The 17,980-nt window shown below is 63.1% G+C and carries 17 protein-coding genes; 4 read left to right on the forward strand and 13 right to left on the reverse strand.

Annotated elements, in window-relative coordinates; genetic code table 11:
• Positions 1–24 precede the first annotated feature (24 nt).
• From FHS09_RS14125 to FHS09_RS14170, 10 genes are all read right to left on the reverse strand, one after another.
• Positions 25–630, reverse strand: coding sequence for a YqiA/YcfP family alpha/beta fold hydrolase (locus FHS09_RS14125; protein ID WP_183461002.1), 606 nt, complete (start codon positions 628–630; stop codon positions 25–27).
• 99 nt (positions 631–729) lie between these two features.
• On the reverse strand, positions 730–1,380 hold the full coding sequence (locus FHS09_RS14130; RefSeq protein WP_183461004.1) for a hypothetical protein: 651 nt from the start codon (positions 1,378–1,380) through the stop codon (positions 730–732).
• A 254-nt stretch (positions 1,381–1,634) separates the two neighbouring features.
• On the reverse strand, positions 1,635–2,438 hold the full coding sequence (locus tag FHS09_RS14135) for a metallophosphoesterase (RefSeq protein WP_343057487.1): 804 nt from the start codon (positions 2,436–2,438) through the stop codon (positions 1,635–1,637).
• Between the two features lie 39 nt (positions 2,439–2,477).
• Entirely contained in the window at positions 2,478–2,999 is a 522-nt protein-coding gene (locus FHS09_RS14140; RefSeq protein WP_183461006.1) for a DUF1249 domain-containing protein, read from the reverse strand.
• 141 nt (positions 3,000–3,140) lie between these two features.
• Positions 3,141–3,794, reverse strand: a complete 654-nt coding sequence (locus FHS09_RS14145; RefSeq protein ID WP_183461008.1) for an NUDIX domain-containing protein — start codon at positions 3,792–3,794, stop codon at positions 3,141–3,143.
• 85 nt (positions 3,795–3,879) lie between these two features.
• Complete coding sequence (locus tag FHS09_RS14150) at positions 3,880–4,413, reverse strand: DUF4136 domain-containing protein (protein WP_183461010.1); 534 nt, start codon at positions 4,411–4,413, stop codon at positions 3,880–3,882.
• 51 nt (positions 4,414–4,464) lie between these two features.
• Positions 4,465–5,016, reverse strand: a complete 552-nt coding sequence (locus tag FHS09_RS14155) for a DUF4136 domain-containing protein (protein ID WP_183461012.1) — start codon at positions 5,014–5,016, stop codon at positions 4,465–4,467.
• A gap of 19 nt (positions 5,017–5,035) precedes the next feature.
• Entirely contained in the window at positions 5,036–7,375 is a 2,340-nt protein-coding gene (locus FHS09_RS14160; protein WP_183461014.1) for a PqiB family protein, read from the reverse strand.
• On the reverse strand, positions 7,368–8,033 hold the full coding sequence (locus FHS09_RS14165) for a paraquat-inducible protein A (protein ID WP_343057488.1): 666 nt from the start codon (positions 8,031–8,033) through the stop codon (positions 7,368–7,370). The genes FHS09_RS14160 and FHS09_RS14165 overlap by 8 nt, the downstream gene beginning before the upstream one ends.
• The gene (locus FHS09_RS14170; RefSeq protein ID WP_343057489.1) at positions 8,030–8,686 is read right to left on the reverse strand and encodes a paraquat-inducible protein A; all 657 of its coding nucleotides are present in this window, start codon (positions 8,684–8,686) and stop codon (positions 8,030–8,032) included. The genes FHS09_RS14165 and FHS09_RS14170 overlap by 4 nt, the downstream gene beginning before the upstream one ends.
• Before the next feature lie 293 nt (positions 8,687–8,979).
• Between FHS09_RS14170 and FHS09_RS14175 the strand changes: the two genes are divergently transcribed.
• Complete coding sequence (locus FHS09_RS14175; protein WP_183461019.1) at positions 8,980–10,491, forward strand: TolC family outer membrane protein; 1,512 nt, start codon at positions 8,980–8,982, stop codon at positions 10,489–10,491.
• Between the two features lie 43 nt (positions 10,492–10,534).
• On the opposite strand, the gene waaA is transcribed toward FHS09_RS14175, so the two are convergent.
• Positions 10,535–11,815 carry a lipid IV(A) 3-deoxy-D-manno-octulosonic acid transferase gene (gene waaA, locus FHS09_RS14180; RefSeq protein ID WP_183461021.1) on the reverse strand — a complete coding sequence of 427 codons (1,281 nt, stop codon included), beginning with the start codon at positions 11,813–11,815 and terminating at the stop codon, positions 10,535–10,537.
• Between the two features lie 288 nt (positions 11,816–12,103).
• On the opposite strand from waaA, the gene FHS09_RS14185 reads away from it, so the two are divergent.
• From FHS09_RS14185 to FHS09_RS14195, 3 genes are all read left to right on the forward strand, one after another.
• Positions 12,104–13,822, forward strand: a complete 1,719-nt coding sequence (locus tag FHS09_RS14185; protein ID WP_183461023.1) for an N-acetylmuramoyl-L-alanine amidase — start codon at positions 12,104–12,106, stop codon at positions 13,820–13,822.
• A 226-nt stretch (positions 13,823–14,048) separates the two neighbouring features.
• Positions 14,049–15,269: an FAD-dependent oxidoreductase gene (locus FHS09_RS14190; RefSeq protein ID WP_183461025.1), complete on the forward strand. Its 1,221-nt coding sequence runs from the start codon at positions 14,049–14,051 to the stop codon at positions 15,267–15,269.
• The gene (locus FHS09_RS14195; RefSeq protein WP_343057490.1) at positions 15,262–16,092 is read left to right on the forward strand and encodes an aldo/keto reductase; all 831 of its coding nucleotides are present in this window, start codon (positions 15,262–15,264) and stop codon (positions 16,090–16,092) included. Before FHS09_RS14190 ends, FHS09_RS14195 begins: the two co-directional genes overlap by 8 nt.
• Positions 16,093–16,390: 298 nt before the next feature.
• On the opposite strand, the gene FHS09_RS14200 is transcribed toward FHS09_RS14195, so the two are convergent.
• Positions 16,391–17,569 (reverse strand): CDP-glycerol glycerophosphotransferase family protein, encoded by a 1,179-nt coding sequence (locus FHS09_RS14200; protein WP_183461027.1) that lies wholly within the window; start codon positions 17,567–17,569, stop codon positions 16,391–16,393.
• Positions 17,566–17,961: an FAD synthase family protein gene (locus FHS09_RS14205; RefSeq protein WP_183461029.1), complete on the reverse strand. Its 396-nt coding sequence runs from the start codon at positions 17,959–17,961 to the stop codon at positions 17,566–17,568. The genes FHS09_RS14200 and FHS09_RS14205 overlap by 4 nt, the downstream gene beginning before the upstream one ends.
• Between the last annotated feature and the right edge of the window lie 19 nt (positions 17,962–17,980).

A 17,980-nucleotide genomic window follows, 5' to 3' on the forward strand; every position in this document is an offset into this window, starting at 1 on the left:
CGCGTTCCCGGGGCAGGGGCGCTCCTACGGGTTAAATAAAAATTCAATTATCGGCGCGCAGTAGCGCGCGAAGCCCTGGAAGCTGTGATCGCCGCCGTCCTCGAGGGTCTGCCGCTGGCCGCGGTAGAAGTCTTCCGCCTCGCGACAGTCCAGAGTCTCGTCGCCGCGCTGGGCCAGCAGCCAGTAGCGCGCGGCGAGGGGATGGGGCAGCGATTCTTCCAGTTGGCGCATGGTATCAACGTCGGCCGGGGTAAGGCGATACTCCTGTGCCCCACCGCTGTAAGGCGTCAGCGTCTGCCCCAGGTAGTTGGGCATAAAGTGTGAGGGGTGCACCGCCGGATTGACCACCACCGCCGGCAGCCGGTAGCGCTCGGCCAGGTAACTGGCCCAGAAACCGCCCATGGAGCTGCCCACCAGGCCGATGGGACCACACTCGCCGCTTTTTACAAAGCTTTCCACCAGGCCGCTCAAGGAGTGGGCGGCAATGGCCGGATAGGGGGAGATCTGCGGCGCGCAGTAGACGATGCTCGGGTGTGCCTCCGCCAGCCATTTGCGCAGCAGCTGGCATTTGGTCGACTGCGGCGAGGAGAGGAAGCCGTGGAGATAGATGAGCAGGGGGCGGTTTTGCATGGGCGGGGATTATAGGGGTTTGGTGGGGTTTATGCCTTGTCCCAAAGCCGGAGGCGGGCCTGGGGCCCGCCAGCCGAGCTAGGGCTCGGCGCTCCCGGCTTAGCGCAGGGTTTTGTCCAGGCTGCTGAAGGCGCGGCGCAGGTCCACTTTCATGTCGTTCCAGAAGGTGACGCTGGTGAAGCGCTCCAGGCGGCCGGGGCCCAGCCCTCCGAATTTTTCACCAATATCCCGGCGGTCGCGGAAGCGCAGCATCAGTTTGCCCTCGTCATTGTAGAGTTCGCCCACCAAGACGCCGTAGGCGCTCTGCTCGGCGTACACCCGCCACAGCCAGGCGGAGGGCTCCAGGGGGGCGGCCAGGGAGAAGCGTTCCAGGCGCAACTGCAGCGTGTAGTCCGCCACTTGCGGGTCGGCCACCAGTTGGCTGTTGCGCGGGGAGAGAAATTTTTCGCTGAAGATCTCCGCCATCAGTTCCTGCAGCCTGGCCCGGTCTCTTGCGTCCAGCTCATAGTCCCGGGCGCGCAGGGGCTGGCCGGGGCCTGCGACGCGTTTGGTGTAGTCGATTTCCACCGGCACCACGTAGACAGCGGAGCCGCTGAGGTCGAAGGCAAAGGCAGCGGCCACGCTGTCGAGGCCGCTGGTGCGGGGCTGCAGTCCGTCCGCGGTCTCCGCTTCGGTGGGAGCGGCCTGCTGTGTGCAAGCGGAAAACAACAATACGGAAAACAGGAAAAACAGCGGAAAAACCACGCGCATCTTCAACCTCACAACTTCCGGGGACAAAGTTCCATTGTACGGGCGCAGCGGCGGGAAAGGCAGGTTAATACTCAAGTTTCGGAGTTCGAGGCGCCTGCCGGTGGCACAAGCTGAAGCGGGGTGCGCCTTTCCGGGACTGTCTGCGAGAGGGACCTCGCGGACAAGCCTACAGGGACGTATTCACGGCGTGTCCCGGAAAGGCGCACCCCGCTTCAGCTCCCGGAACTGAACCCCGAAACTTGAGTTAATAAAGGTTAATAACCAGCAGAGGCGAGATCGACACTGTATTCAGAGACGGTGACCCGCTCTACTCCGGTGCGATAACCGCCGTCGTTGCGCAGTTCGAACCAGCGGTAGCCGGGCATCTTCTCGTCCACGGAAAAGGGACCGCTGCCGGGAGTGAACTGAACGGAGGTGGAGGGAGTGGCGTGCAGGCCGATATGCCCCAGGCGGCTGTCGAACTGCTGGTGCACATGCCCCCAAACCACCGCTTTGACGCTGGGGTTATCGCCGATCAGTTGCAGGAAACGATCGCGGCCGCTACGCAGCATATGGCCGTCGATCCAGGCACTGCCCACCTGTACCGGCTGGTGGTGCATCAGGATCATCAGCGGGTGCGCAGCGTGCAGGGCCAGCAACTCTTCCAGGCGCTCCAGTTGGGAATCGTCGAGGCCGCCGCAGATTTGCCCCCGCAGGCTGCTGTCCAACAGCAGCAGGCGCCAGTCTCCCAGCGACACCACTTCCGGGTGCCGCCCCGGTGCCACCCGGTTCATGCGCGCAGGGTTGTCGTGATTGCCGGGCAGCCAGTACCAGGGAATTTCCACCCGCTGCATTTTTTGCAGGAAGCGGCGATAGGAGCCTTCGGAACTATTGGCACTGATATCTCCGGTGGCGACCAGAATGTCGGCATCGGACTGTTCCCGCTCGATCGCGCGCAGCACTTCGTCGAAAGTATGCCCGGTGTCCAGGCCAAGCAACTGGTAATCCGGCCGGCCGCCGATATGGGGGTCGGTAAACTGCACCAGGCGATGTACGGGCCCGACTGACTCTTCTATCACACGCTCACCTTGTCCACGCCCCCAGTGATGGCAGGCGGGTCAGAGCCGTCGGCCATCCAGTATCAGTTCAATTTCCGCGCGGCCATTCGCCAGGCAGTGGCCCAGCCATTCGCCGAGGAAGCGGTTGGCCTGCTGCCGTTCGTCCGCGCAGTGCATGCGCGGGTTGGGGTAAGTGAAGCCGGCTCCGTTGTCACCCACCGGTCCGCGTCCATCCACCGCCACCACTTCCGCCATGCGCGCGTCGTGGTAGAGGCGCACGGTGATCTGGGGCGGTGCCAGCCAGTTCCGCTCGCCGGTCTCAGCGCTCGCGTTCAGGCACACCTCGGTGGTGTAGCGGGAGCGGGACTGGACCGACAGTTCCAGGGCCCCGTGGGGCATCTGGTAGCGCCAGTGCTCCCTGTTCGCCAATTCCGGCAACAGTTTGCGCAGGCGCAGATAGTTGGCGTCGCAATCGGCATGATAGGCAGGTAAATCCACCCGATATTCTGTCTTGCCACCCGCCTCCCGGAGGCGGCGCGCACGCTTTTCCGCCACCGCTCTCGTTTTTACCGATAGGCCCATTATCGACACTCCAATTCTATTGTCGCCGTGATTCAGCTCTCAGTTTGCGCCCCTGCCGGGCAATTGAGCGGGATTCCTTTGTGACCCGCCATTCACAATGAGATTTTGTTCCTGCTTACGGCGATTTATTGAAACAATATTTCAGCCACCACCCATGCGCGCCCGATTCAACTGCAGCCACTGCAGGCTGATCACCGTGGCCGCGTTGTCGATCGGGCCGCCCGCCTCGGTGTGGGACTCCAGCACATCGAACACCGCCTGAAGTGGGAGCACCCGCAGGCGGATGTCCTCGTGTTCGTTATCCAGGCCGAAATGACCCTCGGCGCCGCGGAGGTCCGCCAGGGCGCAAAAGAGGTGCAGGCGCTCGGAGCTGCCGCCGGGGCTGGGCATATAGCTGCGAATGTAGTGCAACTGCTCCACTTCCAGCCCGGCCTCCTCCTGCAGTTCGCGCCGCGCCACGGCTTCCAGGGACTCGCTCTCCTCCACCATACCCGCCACCACCTCCAGACACCAGGGCCCTTCGGGGCGATCCAGGGCGCCGATACGGAACTGCTCAGTGAGCGCGACCAATTCGTGGACCGGGTCGTAGAGCAGCACCCCCACGGCGGCGCCGCGCACAAACAGTTCGCGCTCTATCTCACTGCTCCAGCCGCCGCGGAACAGCCGGTGGCGCAGGCGCAGTTTCTGCATGGTGAAGAACCCTTCAAACACCGCCTCCCGGGAGACGATTTCCACCGCGTCGCGGGCGAATTGCGGGGAGAGGTCGGTTTCGGTTTTTTTGTCGTTATCGGTCATTGTTCGGTTTTTCGCTTTGTCGATGACGTCCGTGGGCTTCAGTAGAGTGCGCCGTGCGCACCCTACACGAGTCCCAGGTTTCCGGTCAGTACGGTGGGAAGCGGTTAAAGATCAGTGCCATCTCCTCGCGCAGCCGCTGCTGGTTCTGCGCCGGGTCCCGGTAGCGGCCGGCAGAGGATACCGTGCTGCCGCGCCAAAGGGGTGAGCGCTCGGGGGAGAGTACATCCACCACCAGGGTGTTTTCGCGGTAGTGGCGCACGTCCAGCGGCGCGCGCCAGCCCCATCCCCAATAGCGATAGCCGCCGTAGAGGGCGAGGCTGTCTTCATAAACGGCAACCTTGTCCACCGAGTAAAGCTGGACCCTGACCACGAAATCGGCGCTTTCGGCACTTTCCGCCGGCCGGTAGCGCGTGCGCAACAGGCCGTCCGCCGCCTGCCGGACGCGCTTCAGCTCCAGTGGCGATACCGGGCCACTGGCCAGCGGGTCCAACAGGTAGTAGCTGTCGAGCCGGGAGAAATCGGCCTGGGGGTCGTAGTCCACCACCACCGGGCTGGTGGCGACGCAGCCGGCCAGCGCGAGCGCCAACAGGGGGAAGAGGGTGCGCAAAATAACAGTCATGCCAATCTCCTACTGCTGTTTTCAGAAGATCTGGCTTCCCTGCCTGGGTGTCTAGGGCGCCGCCGGAGGAAGATCCTTCAGGAGATCGCGCACCGCAGCACTGAGTATACGCCGGCGTTCCGCGGCGTCCTCCGAGCGCGTCATCAGCTTGGAGGCACTGCCGCCCCAGATGGACGGCTCCCCGGGGCGGCCGATGCCCAAGGTCAGGGTGACCCGCGGCGCACCGGTGCGCGTGGGCAGTTCCACCACCCCGGGAGTCGCGTTGCTGTCGAATTGCGCATCCCAGCTGGAATCGGTGGGGTCGCCGGCAAACTGCTCCTCAATCACCGCCACCTGGTAGTCCACCACCATGTCCGCGCCGGCGCCGTTCTCCACCAAACGATAACCCCGGGCGCCCATCTCCGCGGCCACTACGTCGCGCATTTCCTGGTCCAGTTCCACCAGTTGTGCCGACACCTCGGGCATATCACCGAGTGCCGACGGGCCCCAGGTATAGGTAGAGAAGGCCACCGGCGCCACCCGCGGCTCCACCCTCTGCACCTCCATGGTTTCACAAGCGGCCAATAGCAATACGGCAAGCAGGCCAATTAATTTTATACGCATAGCAAATCCCTGTTCCCTGTTACTTGGCCGGCTCGGTCGAACCGTACAATTCTATTTTAGGACTCCAGCGCAGCCACTCCGGTTTCGCCTCCGGATAGAGGGGGTAGTGGCTGCCGGATTCCACTTCCCGCCCCATATTCGGCCCCTCAGGGGTGGCGAAGGCGACGCCGCCGGCGAGGAGCGCCCGGGCCGACTCGGTGTGAACACTGAGGCCGCTCATCAGGCCGAAGTTGACATCCACACCGCTGGCGTTCCAGAACACCGTGTGTTCGCGCACCAGGGTGCGATAACGCGGCTCGATATAGACATAGATATAAACCCGGTCCGCCAGTTCCCCGAGAGCGAAACCGGTCACTTCCCCCACCTGCACCTGACGGTAGTAGACCGGGCTGCCGGGGGCCAGCGAACCGCGCCGCGGCGCGTCCAGGATCACCGTGAGCCCGGGGCGCATCATGGTGTCCGCCAGGCCGGGGGTCGGCGGCTCGGCAAGGGCGATGAACTCCAACTGCACTTCCCCGCCGCCGGGTTCCAGCGCCAGATAGCGGCCGCTGACGAGGGTGTCCAGGTTCTTCACTTTGTCGATATCTATCTGCGGCGACACCACCCAGAAGCGGGTGCCGGCCCGCGCGAAGTGCTCGGCGCGGTGATAGAGTTTGGCGGTGGCACGCACCGATTCCAGCTCGCGGCCAAGGCGCAGGCGGGTGATTTCCCCAACCTGGACGCCCTTGTAGCGGATCGGCGAGCCCTCTTTGAGGCCGGAGGCGTCGGACAGGGCGATATGAATGGTCACGCCCTCTTCCAGCGCAGCCTCGCGGCTACTGTAGAGATGGAAGGTGTCGCCGCTGCGCGCCGGGCCGGCGCTCTCCTGCGCTCCCGGGGGGCTCCCGAAGGCGACGCCGCCGCGCACCAGAGACATCAGCGAGTCGGCCTCCACCTCGACGCCGCCGAAGCTGGCGCTGGCGCGCAGGCCGCTGATATTCCAGAAGCGGGTGCGATTGTTCACCAGATAGGCATAGCGCGGCTCGATTACCACGAACACCTCCACGCGCTCGCCGTCTCGGCTCAGCTTCATACCCTGAACCGTGCCCACCGGGATGCGCCGGTAGTAGACGGAGGCGCCGCGCTGCAGGGAGCCGGTGGTGCGCGCGGTCAGGCGCAGGTGCAGGCCGGGTGCCCGCGGGTCCCGCGGCGGCGGCGAGGCGAGGGCGTCGAAGGTGCGCCGGGAGCGCTGGCCGCGGCGCAGATCCACCTCAATGCGGTTGCCCTTGAGCAAATCGCTGAGGCCGCTGGCGATATCCAGAGTGGGAGGAGCGATCCAGAAGCGGGTATTTTCGCTCAGCAGCTCGTCGGTGATCGGGTCCATCAGCACCGTCACCTCCATGCCTTTCATATTGCGACTGGCCTTCACTGAGCTGACCTCGCCCACCTTGATACCCTGGTAGAGCACCTGGGTGCTGCCGGGGGTGACACTGACCCCGCGATCGAAATTGAGTGTCACCGGAATACCGGCGTCCGCATCAGCGAAACTCTCGTAAAGCTTGAATTCACTGCCATCCACCGCCAGCGGCGAATGGCGCTGGTTTTCCGGGGTGTAGAAACTCACGCCACCGGCCACCAGCGCGGCCAGGGACTCCATGTTCACCGTCACCCCGCTGATATCGCCCTCGATGGACAGCCCGGAACTATTCCAGAAGCGGCTGCCGCGGTGTACCAGGTGAGCGTATTCGCGGCGGATAAAGAGGTCGATCTGCACCCGGGAGTCATCCTCGCTCAGATGGTAATTCTCCACCTGGCCCACCTGCAGTTGCCGGTAGTAGACCGGCGAACCCCGATTCAGAGACCCCAGCCGCGGCGCATTGACCACCACGCGCAGGCCCTCACCGCGCACGTGGGCGGGGGGCTCCGCCAGGGCCACGAATTCCCGCTCGCGCGCGCCGCTGCCCGGCTCCACGGCGATGTAGTTGCCGGACACCAGCGCCTCCAGGCCGCTCACCCCGGTGATCGAGAATTCCGGCTTGACCAGCCAGAACCTGCTGCCCTCCACCAGCAGGTACTCGGCACTGCGATTGAAATCCACCTCGGCGAGTACTCCATCGGCGCCATCCAGTTCCCGGGCATTGGGCACCAGGCGGAAATCCCGCACCACGCCGATATCCACCCCGGAGTACTTCACCGGGGTCTTGCCCTTTACGAGGCCCTCGCCGGAGGGAAAGAGGATAGTGACGCGGATGTCGCCCTGGGTGAAATCCCGGTACACCAACCACACTGCGATCAGCGCCGCGGTCAGCGGCAGCAGCCACACCAGGGGCAGGCCGCGGCTGCGCCGGAGCACGCCCTCCCGGGCAAACTCTTCAGCCATTCCGCACCGCTCCCTCCACTGCGCCCTTCCGCCCCCGGCGCGCATCGTAGGCGTCCCAGATCAGGCGCGGATCGAAGAAGCGGGCCGCCAGCATGGTCACCACCACCACGGTGGCAAAGGCGGTACTCCCGGGGCCGGCGGCCACTTCGGCGATGGCCCCCATGTCCACCAGCGCCACCAGGATGGAGATCATGAACAGGTCCAGCAGCGACCAGCGGCCGATCGCCGATACCACCCGGTACAACTGCATCGCCTGCAGAGGGATCAGCGGCAGGCGGAACTGTATCTGCACCAGCAACAGCACCAACCCCACCAGTTTCATCACCGGCACCGCGATACTGGCCACGAACACGATCAGGGCGATCCCCCAGAGGCCGGTGTCATACAGCTGCATCACCCCGCTGACAATGGTGCTGGGCTCACCGGCTCCCAGGTAAATGACGGTCATCACCGGCAGGATATTGGCGGGCACCAGCAGGAAGGCGCCGGTAATGACAAAGGCCCAGGTTAAGGTGAGGCTGCCCACCTGGCGGGTGTGCACCCGCGCGCCGCAACGGGGGCAGCGGCAGGACTCCTCGCCCTGGGGCATGCGCACCAGTTGGTGGCAGCAGAGGCAACTGGTGAGCCCGGATTCCCGCGCTTTTGGCGGCCCGGTCACGGCCCGTCTCCCGCGGCTTCCCCAGCCGGCGGCCGGTCCCGGCGCCGGGCCATGCGCGCCCAGACCGCGTGAGGATCGAAACTCAGGGTGGTCAGGTTGGAAACCAGCATCATAGCGGCAAAGCAGTAGAGTCCCGGCTCCACCACCATCTTCCCAAGGTCGCTCATTTTGACCAGCGCCACCAGTATGCCCAGCATATACACGTCCAGCATGGCCCAGTCCCGCAGGTGATGATACCAGCGCACTGCGTTGGCCACCGGGCGGTCCAGAGCCTCCCAGCCGCAGCCCCAACTGATAAAGGCCAGCAGGGTAAATTTGCCCAGCGGCGCCAGTACGCTGCAGAAGAGTACCAGGGAGGAAAGCCAGATATAACCGGCACCAAACAGCGACTGCACCCCGTTGAACAGCGTGTTTTCAGCGCCGAAGGTAAAAATGGAAAAGTGCAGCAGCGGCAGGGTGGCGGACGGGATGAACAGCAGCAGGCCGGTAAGGCTCAGTGCCGCGGTATAACGAATGCTGTGTGCGCCGTTGCGATGCAGAGTGGCATTGCAACGGGGGCACACCAATTTCTGCCCCAGGGGGGCCACCGCGCGCTCCAGCAACAGGTCGCACTGATGGCAGGCGCGCCGCCAGGGCCCGGGCTTTTTTTGCACTGCCTGCTCCATCGCAATTCTTGCCCTTTTCTGCAAGATGTTTGCCGCATCCAAAATAAATCCGGCTGCGTCTATTGCATCGATGAGTTTCGCCCGGATATCGGTAACACCGGTTTTTACCGCTTAATCACCGGTAGCCGCACATTCGCGTCGGTTTAACGAAGATATACCAAAATGCCGCCATCGTCGCCTCGACGCCCCCCCAGGCCACGGGTACACTTTCGCGACTGCTTTCGCCAGGGGGGAGACTGGCAGCGCTTTGAGACCGCACCCACCACAGGAAGTTTAAACAGATGAAAAGAAGTGATGTCACTCCGGGCCATTCCCCGCGCCCGTTGAAAACTCATATCACCGCCGCGCTGAAAACGCATTTCGCGGCCGCGCTGAAGGCTCCGCTCGCCGCCGCCCTAGTGGGCTTCGGTGCAATGCAGGCTCAGGCCGATACCCTGTGGGAGATCTACCTGCAGGCCCTGGACAACGATCCGCAGCTGGCCGCCGACCGCGCCGCTTATCACGCCGGATTGGAGGCGAAAAATCTTGGCCGCTCGGCGCTGTTGCCGCAGATCCAGGGCACCGCCGAGGCCAGTAAAGTCCGCTCCGATACCGACAGGGTCCAGAGCCAATTCAACGACGACGGCACTATCTTGGTGATTCCGACCACCACTAAGAGCGACACCGACGATCGAACTTACAGCGTCAGGCTGGACCAGGCGATATTCGATCTGCCGGCTTGGTTCGGCTACAAGCAGGGCAAGAAGATCAGCGAACAGGCCGCCGCCGAGTTCAGCGCCAACCAGCAGGAGATGATGCTGCGAGTTTCCGTCGCCTACTTTGACGTACTGCGCGCCTACGACGTGCTGGAGGCCGCAATCGCCGAAGAGGAGGCCCTGGCCAAGCAGTTGGAACAAACCCAGCAGCGCTTCGAGGTGGGTCTCACCGCCATCACCGACGTCTACGATTCCCGGGCCGCCTACGAGAACGCGGTAGCACGGCGGCTCACCGCCCAGGACGACTTGCTCAGCAATTTCGACGCCCTGTCGGTGCTCACCGGCGGCCACCACGATTCGGTGGCCCCCCTGGGCGGGGATTTCGCGGTGGTCGCACCGGAACCCATAGAGCGCAGCGCCTGGGTGGACTTCGCCCTGGCCAACAACTTCGACCTGAAGGCCTCCCGCCTGGCCGCGGATGCCGCCGGCTATAGCGCCCGCGCCGCCGCGGCCGAGCATCTGCCGACCCTGACCGGTTCTTTGAACTACCAGAAGTACCACAGCGACGGCGATCTGGAAATCGACTCGCAAACGATTCCAATCGATACCACTCAGGAAACCAGAATCGCAGCAATCACCTTGCAGGTACCCATCTACACCGGCGGCCGCCTCAGCGCCAGCCGCCGCGAGGCGCGCAACCTCGCCTTCCAGGCGGAGGACCTGAGCAATCTGGTGGAACGTGACACCGTGCAGAACACCCGCACCCTGCACCGCGCGGTGGTTACCGACGTGTCCCGGGTGGAGGCGCGCCAGCAGGCAGTGATCTCCGCCAAGAGCGCCCTGGAGGCTACCCAGGCGGGTTACGAGGTGGGCACCCGCAATATCGTGGACGTGCTGCTGGCCCAGCGCACCCTCGCCCAGTCGCGCACCGACTTCGCCAACGCTCTCTACGACTATATCCAGAATACCCTGGACCTGAAGCGGGCGGCGGGACTGCTGGCGCCGGACGACCTGCAGAGCCTGGAAAGGGAACTCAATCCCGCCACCCCGGTTTACCGTGTGGCGGAAGCGGTGATGGTAGCGCCGCCTACCAAATGAGCAGCGGCTCCGGGCTTCCCATCGGGCGAACCCTGCGTTCGCCCTAAATTAAACTGTCGATTTCCCCGACCAGCCGCTCCAGCGCACCGCTGTTCTCCGCCGCCACTTCCCGCCCGCGCTCACCGGCGCTACGGCGCCCGCTGTCATCCCGCAGCCAGTCCGCCAGTTGGTCGGCCAGCTGTTCCGCATCCTCCACCACGCGCATGCCGCCGGCGTCGATCAACAGCTGGGCCACGGTGGAGAAATTGTGCAGGTGCGGGCCGCATACTACCGGCACGCCCCAGGCCGCGGGCTCGATAATATTGTGCCCGCCCACCGGCACCAGGCTGCCGCCCACAAACGCCAGGTCACAGGCACCATAGAAACGCAGCAACTCGCCCATGGTATCCCCCAACAGCACCCGGTGGGCCGGGCCGGGCAGCCCGTCGTCGCTGCGCCGCAACAGGGCCAGGTTGCGGCTCCGGCACAGGCGCGCCACGCTGTCGAAGCGCTGGGGGTGCCGCGGCACCAGCACCAGCAGCAATTCCGGGAAGTCCTCCAGCAGCCGCTGGAAAGCGTCGAGCACTATCTCCTCCTCGCCGGCATGGGTGCTGGCCGCCAGCCACACCGGCCGGCCTCTGCGGCCGCGCCACTGGTGTGCCAGCACCTGGGCCTCACTCTCCAGCCCCAGGTTTATCTGCAGGTCGAACTTGATATTGCCGCTGGCGACCACCCGCTCCGCCGGCAGACCCAGTTCGACAAAGCGCTGCGCATCGGCGGGATACTGGGCCACTACGCGATCCAATTCTCGCAACATAGGCCGTGCCAGGCGGCCGAAGCGGGCGTAGCCGGCAGCGGATTTCTCACTCAGGCGGGCGTTGGCCAGCAGCGTGGGGATACCGCGCTGCGCACAGTGGGCGAGCAGGTTGGGCCAGAGCTCGGTCTCCATGATCACCAGCGCGTCCGGGCGCAGGGCATCGACAAACGGCGCTATACACTCCGGCAGGTCATAGGGTGCGTAATAGTGCAGCAGGCGCCCGCCGATCAATGGTTGCAATACCGCGCGCGCGCGCTCGGAACCGGTGGGCGTGCTGGTGGTAACCAGCCACTGCCAGCGCGGGTGGCGCGCCGCCAATTTTTCGATCATCGGCACTGCCGCCAGCGTCTCGCCCACGGAGACCGCGTGCACCCAGATCAGGGGCGCGCGGCTCGCGCGCTCCGGCACCCGGCCAAAGCGCTCACGCCAGCGGCTCCGGTACTCCGGCTGCGCGCGGCCGCGCCACCAGAGACGCAGGAGAATAAGGGGAACTGCGGCCCGGAGCAGCCAAGTGTAGAGGGAACGCATGGGGATAGGTATTTCGCTGCAAGCTTCTTTCGGGGCCGCCATGATAGGGCCTGTTTACTCTAAATTCGATAGCTGCATTACCGCCCTGAATGGGCTGGAAAAGGCCCTCTACAATCGGAAAGAATAAATTATCCCAACTTATCTTTCACAACGAATAAAAAATTTGGTATCGTCCTGCTCAATGCATGATGGTTCTTCGTCCGGCCGGACGGAGAACCCTATTGCACGCACGGGCAGTATGTTAATCGTTGGAGGTACGCGGCCAATCAAAGTTAGGGAGAAATAATCATGATAACTGGCAGAATGTGCACACTGCTTTGCCTGGGCTTGCTCAGCCAGTGGGCAATTGCAGATGGTGAACAAAAAATACAATCTGGGCTGAGGGCGCAGCTTGCCGCTGAAGAACAGCAACTGCTGCCGAAGCGACAGGAATATATTCGTTATTTCAACAGCGCCTATGCTGCTTATCCTTCCATACCCGACGGGACTCTTGAAGCCATTGCCTACGTACAGACCCGCTGGATGCATCTGGACCCGGACCGGTCAGCGGGACCTACCTCCCATCAGCATATGCCCAAAGCCTATGGGGTGATGGGCCTGTATGGCGGGGGAGGGTTTGAAGATCAGATCTCCCTGGCATCTGCAATCACCGGTATTGTGCCGGAAAAAATCAAACGGGATCCCGAGTACAACATACTTGCCGCTGCCGCATTGCTGGATGCAGAGCTGCGCGAAGATGCCGACCGGATGAATATTCTGCGGGGCGGGATGCTTATCAAGCCGAAACGGGAAGACATGACGCCGATTCTCAAGCGCTACGCGGGCTTCTCTCCTTATCCGGAGGAAAATGCCGCGCAGGAATACGTGCGAAACAGTTTCGCCTATGACGTCCTTCTCGCCCAAGATCGAGGCGTGGACGATCGGGGCATCAAGGTTCCCGAGAACCCCGTTTCCTGGGAGCGGGCCTTTTCACCTGAACAATTGACCGCGATGCGGGCACCCTTTGTCCGCCTGGATGTCACCGAGGATATCCTTGAAACCAGAGAGTATCGCGTTGATCCGATTACCAAAACGCTTCAGAAGAAAGACGCTACGGAAAGCAATTCTCTGGAGATGCCGGAAACGGGAGCGAATGCGCAGGGTTCCGTAAGTATTCAGAGTACGGATTATGGTCCCGCACGGTGGGTGCCGTCGCCGTACTACCACAATCGTTCCTCCTATGACTCCACCACTATCCATACCGCTGAGGGGACTTACGCGGGCACCATCAGCTGGTTTCAGAATAATCCTCGCTCGGTCAGTGCCCACTATGTGATACGCAGTTCTGACGGCCAGGTAACTCAGATGGTGCGCAACCATAACGCAGCCCACCACGTAGGCATCCATAATGGCACCACTCTGGGCATTGAGCATGAAGGCTATGTCGACAACAGCTCGTGGTATACCAACGCGATGTACAACAGTTCCGCCGCACTGGTGAAAAACTTTTGTGGTCGCTACGCGGCTATCGACTGCAGTAAAGCCTACAACGGGCCAGCGCACAGCTCGGCGGTAGTACTATCGTCCTCCATCGATGTCAAAGGGCATCAACACTATACCGGCCAGGACCACACCGATCCGGGAATCAACTGGAACTGGAGCAAATACTACTCGTTGCTCAACGACGGGTCCGACGGCAACCCGCACAACCCGTACGCCCCCGAGGAGATCTGCGGCAGCGGCTACGAGGTGATCGACTCGCACGCGCTCAGCGGCGGGCGGGTGTACCTGCTTTACAACAGCTCCAATGGCTACAACTGCGCAGTCACCCTCAAGACCCTCAATCTCGGCAGTCCGAGTGCAGTCTCGGCCAGCCTCCAGGTCAAAGGGGAAACCATGGCCACCGACTCAGGCAACTTCTCCTACTACGCCGGACCAGTGAAGAGATCCGCACCGGATACCTGCGTCAAATGGGGTGGTTCGGTCGGCTCCGGCTCCTACATGAGCGAATTCGAACACTGTGGCTAACCGACGGACAGCCTCGCAAGGTAGTACCCGATATCAGGACCCTCGCGTCGCATTTATCGCTTAACTATTAACCCGGCAAACTATTTGATTGCCGGGTTAATAAGCGCCATTCGGGACAGAGGGTATCGACGGCAAGGACCGGCTCTGCGATTTTTAGAGATGCCCTTCAGTCCGCCGCCTTTCTGCTATTATGGCCGGCGCCAGTTCCGCGCCGAGCAGAGGTAGTATGCCCCCCAGCCGCAAACCCCCACAAAAAGTCCATCTCGATGTCGCGGTGATCGGCGGCGGTATCGCCGGCCTCTGGCTGATGCACCGGCTGCGGTCCTCCGGCCTGTCCCGCGCCCTGTTCGAGCAGGAGGCGCTGGGCAGCGGACAAACGGTGGCCTCCCAGGGCATGATTCACGGCGGGATCAAATACACCCTCGGCGGCACCCTCACCGGAGCTTCGGAGGCGATCAAGGATATGCCGCAGGTGTGGCGCGACTGCCTCGAGGGCAGCGGGCAAGTGGACCTGTCCGCGGCGAAAATTCTCTCCGACCACTTCTACCTGTTTTCCAGCGGTGGCAGCGCGTCAAAAGTCGGCACTTTTTTCGCCAGCAAACTGACCCGCGGCCGCGTGCACCCGGTGTCCGGGGATGAGCGCCCGGAAATTTTCCGCCACGCGGATTTTCGCGGCAGCGTCTACCAGTTAGTGGATCTGGTATTGGATGTGCCCAGCGTGCTCGATGCACTGAGCGCACCGCTGCGCGACCAGCTGAAAAAGATCCGGTCCACCGCCCGCTGGCAGCGCGATGCCGAGGGCAACGCTGTTTTGTTCGCCGACGCCGACGGCGAAACCCTGGAAGTGCACGCGCAGAGATTTATTCTCACTGCGGGCCTCGGCAACGAAAAGATCCTCGAGCAACTCGGCTGTCGCACACCGCAGACCCAGCGCCGCCCGCTGCAGCAGGTAATGGTCCGCCACCACCTGCCCCACCGCTTTTACGGCCACTGCCTGGGCGCGGAAAAAACCCCGCGGCTCACTATTTCCAGTCACCCGCTGGGCGACGGCACCTGGGTCTGGTACCTGGGCGGCTCGCTGGCCGAACGGGGGGCATCCCTTTCGCCGGAAAAACTGATTACCGAAGCCCAACGGGAACTGTGCGAACTGATGCCCTGGGTCGATCTGGGCGACTGCCAGTGGGCCACCCTGCCGGTAGACCGCGCCGAACCCCGCCAGCGCAATTTCGCCCGCCCGGACAAGGCAGCTGCGCTGCGCACCGACAACTGCGCCAATGTGATCGCCGCCTGGCCCACCAAGCTGACTCTGGCCCCCAACTTGGCGGACGAGGTGCTGGCGCTGCTGCACGAGGACGATATCCAGCCGGCGGGCGGCGATATCGGCGCGCTGCAAACGCTGCCCGAACCACGGGTAGCGCCGACACCCTGGGAGAAAGCCTTTGCCTGAAATCACTCTGTCCCCGCTACCCCTGAACCCCCTGGGCGACACCGGCATGCAGGTGAGCGCCCTGGGGCTGGGCACCGTCAAACTCGGCCGCGACAAAGGCGTGAAGTACCCCGGCAGCTTTACCATTCCCGACGACCGGCAGGCGGCCGACCTGATCGCGCGCGCGCGGGCCTGGGGCATCAACCTGATCGACACCGCGCCCGCCTACGGCAACAGTGAGGAGCGGCTGGGCAAGCTGCTGCGCGGACAGCGCGACCAGTGGCTGATCTGCTCCAAGGTGGGCGAGGAATTTGCCGGCGGGCAGTCGAGCTTTGATTTTTCCGCACACCACACCCGCATGAGTGTGGAGCGCAGCCTGCGCCGGCTGCACACCGAGGTACTGGATATGGTACTGGTGCACTCGAACGGCGACGACGAACGCATAGTCCGCGAGGAAGAAGTGCTGGATACCCTGCGGAAACTCAAGCGGGAGGGACTGATCCGCGCCATCGGCATGTCCGGCAAAACCGTCGCCGGCGGCCTGTTGGCGGCGCAGTACAGCGATGTGGTGATGGTGACCTACAACCTGCGCGAGCGGGGGGAGGAGGCAGTGCTGGACTACTGCTGTAAAAACAACAAGGGCGTGCTGGTCAAGAAAGCCCTGGCCAGCGGCCATATCGCCGGAGAGGAAGGTGGCGATCCGGTACAGGCGAGTATGGACTTTGTCTTCGCCCACCCCGCCGTGACCAGCGCCATTGTGGGCACCATCAACCCGGTGCACCTGGACCACAACTGCAGCTGTGTGCTCCGTGCGCTCTCGCGCTCAAATCCAACCCGGACGTGAATGGCACTAAGTTAAGCCATAAGTTCGATGCGAAGGGCCTGATGCCGGGGGTTCTTTGCGGGACTGTCTGCGAGAGGGACCTCGCAGACAAGCCTACAGGGACGTATTTACGGGGGGGCGCCTAGCCCGTGTCCCGCAAAGAACCCACGGCAGCAGGCCCGCCCCTAAGCCTTAACTTAGTGCCATTCAACCCGGACGTAAATACTCTCAATCAAGCTCTCATACTCGTCATACCGGCGCAGGCCGGTATCCAGTCCAACGGCACACTGGGTTCCGGCCTGCGCCGGAACGACGAAGTTCAGGTTTCCGCCTCGGTCCAGTCCTGTAAATAGCGGTACAGGCGCGCGCAACTACCGAAGTCCGGATACTGGTGAAACAGTCCCTTGACCCATTGCTGCCGCGCCGGCACCGGCGCATCTTCCCGCAGTGCCTCTTCCAGCGCTCCCTGCAGCTGTTCCGTGGTCTCAGAGAAGTCCGACGGCAGTACCCGGTCGAAGGGCACGGCAAAACCGCGGCTTTCCATATAGCGCTGCAGGTCCCATGCGTAGAAGACTATGGGCCTGTCCAGCAACAGGTAATCCACCCAGATCGACGAGAAGTCGGAAATCAGCAGGTCCACTTCGCGCATCAGGCAGGACACGTCGTCGTACACCGCCTGAGAGCAGTCGACGATACGCTCCGAGCTGTCGATCAGCTCCCGGTAGAGGTCCAGGTCCCGAGGATGCGGGCGGATACCCAGCAACGCGTTGTGGCGCTGCAGCAGTGGTTCCAGCCAGTGCAGATCGTCCTTGCCCAGCCCCACGCTGCTGCGGTCGTAGTCGCGGAAAGTCGGCGCGTAGAGCAGGAAGCGGCGCCCGGCCTTGGCACTGCGCGCGCGCATGACCAGTTGCTGGCTGGCACCGGGCAATTCGGTGTAGGGCATGCCTAAAAAATCGTTGCGCGGCAGTCCAAACACCTTGATTTTTTTTGCTTCACTGACGAAAGCCCCGGCGATAATCGAACGCTCCAATACCGAAGCTACTGAAAACAACTTGATACGCCGGCTCTTGCGGAACTCGCGGTGGAACTGGTGATTGGTGAAGCGCTCGTCCAGATTGCCGATCGCCTTGATGGGAATACCGTGCCACAGGTTCACCAGCCGACTGGAGCGCACCAGGGAAAATTTGCCCAGTGCCAGCCGCTGGCTATGGCTGATAAAGCAGTAGCGACAGCGCAGGCGCAGGTGGATTTCGCGGCGGGAGCCACCGGGCACATACTGGGCCTCGCTGACGTCCGCCGGGCGCCCCTCGCCGCGGTAGTCGATCAGGTAGGTCTGCACCTCGCCGCGGGCATTGCAGTAATTCCACAACGCGCGAATGTTACCCTCGAAGGTCTGGTGGCGATTGATATAGAAGAGCCAGATATCCGGGCGCGGACGCACCATCAGGGAACGGAAATAATACTTCACCGCCAACAGGCGTTGCGTGACGGCCTTCACTCCTCCACCCCCCTGATGACTTCGATCAACTGGGTGGTGGAAATGGACGGCGTGCGCGGCAGATAGACCACGCGGCAGATATCGCTGCAGAAGTCGAAACGCCCCGCCCAGTCGTCACCCATCACCAGGATGTCGGCTTCATAAGCGAGGATATATTCGCGCTTTCTTTCCAGGGATTCCTCCAGGAACACATCGTTCACGCAGCGCAGCGCAGCGACGATGGCCATGCGCGACGCCTGGTCGTACACCGGGTAGCGCTGCTTCTTGGTGTAGTTCAGCTGGTCGGAGGACACACCCACCACAAGGGAATCGCCCAGCGCCGCGGCCCGCTCGAGCAGGCGCAGGTGTCCCAGGTGAAACACGTCGTAGGTGCCAAAAGTTATTACCCGCATAGGCAGGCCGGTTCTCGCT

The organism is Microbulbifer rhizosphaerae (genome assembly GCF_014191725.1).
GTDB lineage: Bacteria > Pseudomonadota > Gammaproteobacteria > Pseudomonadales > Cellvibrionaceae > Microbulbifer > Microbulbifer rhizosphaerae.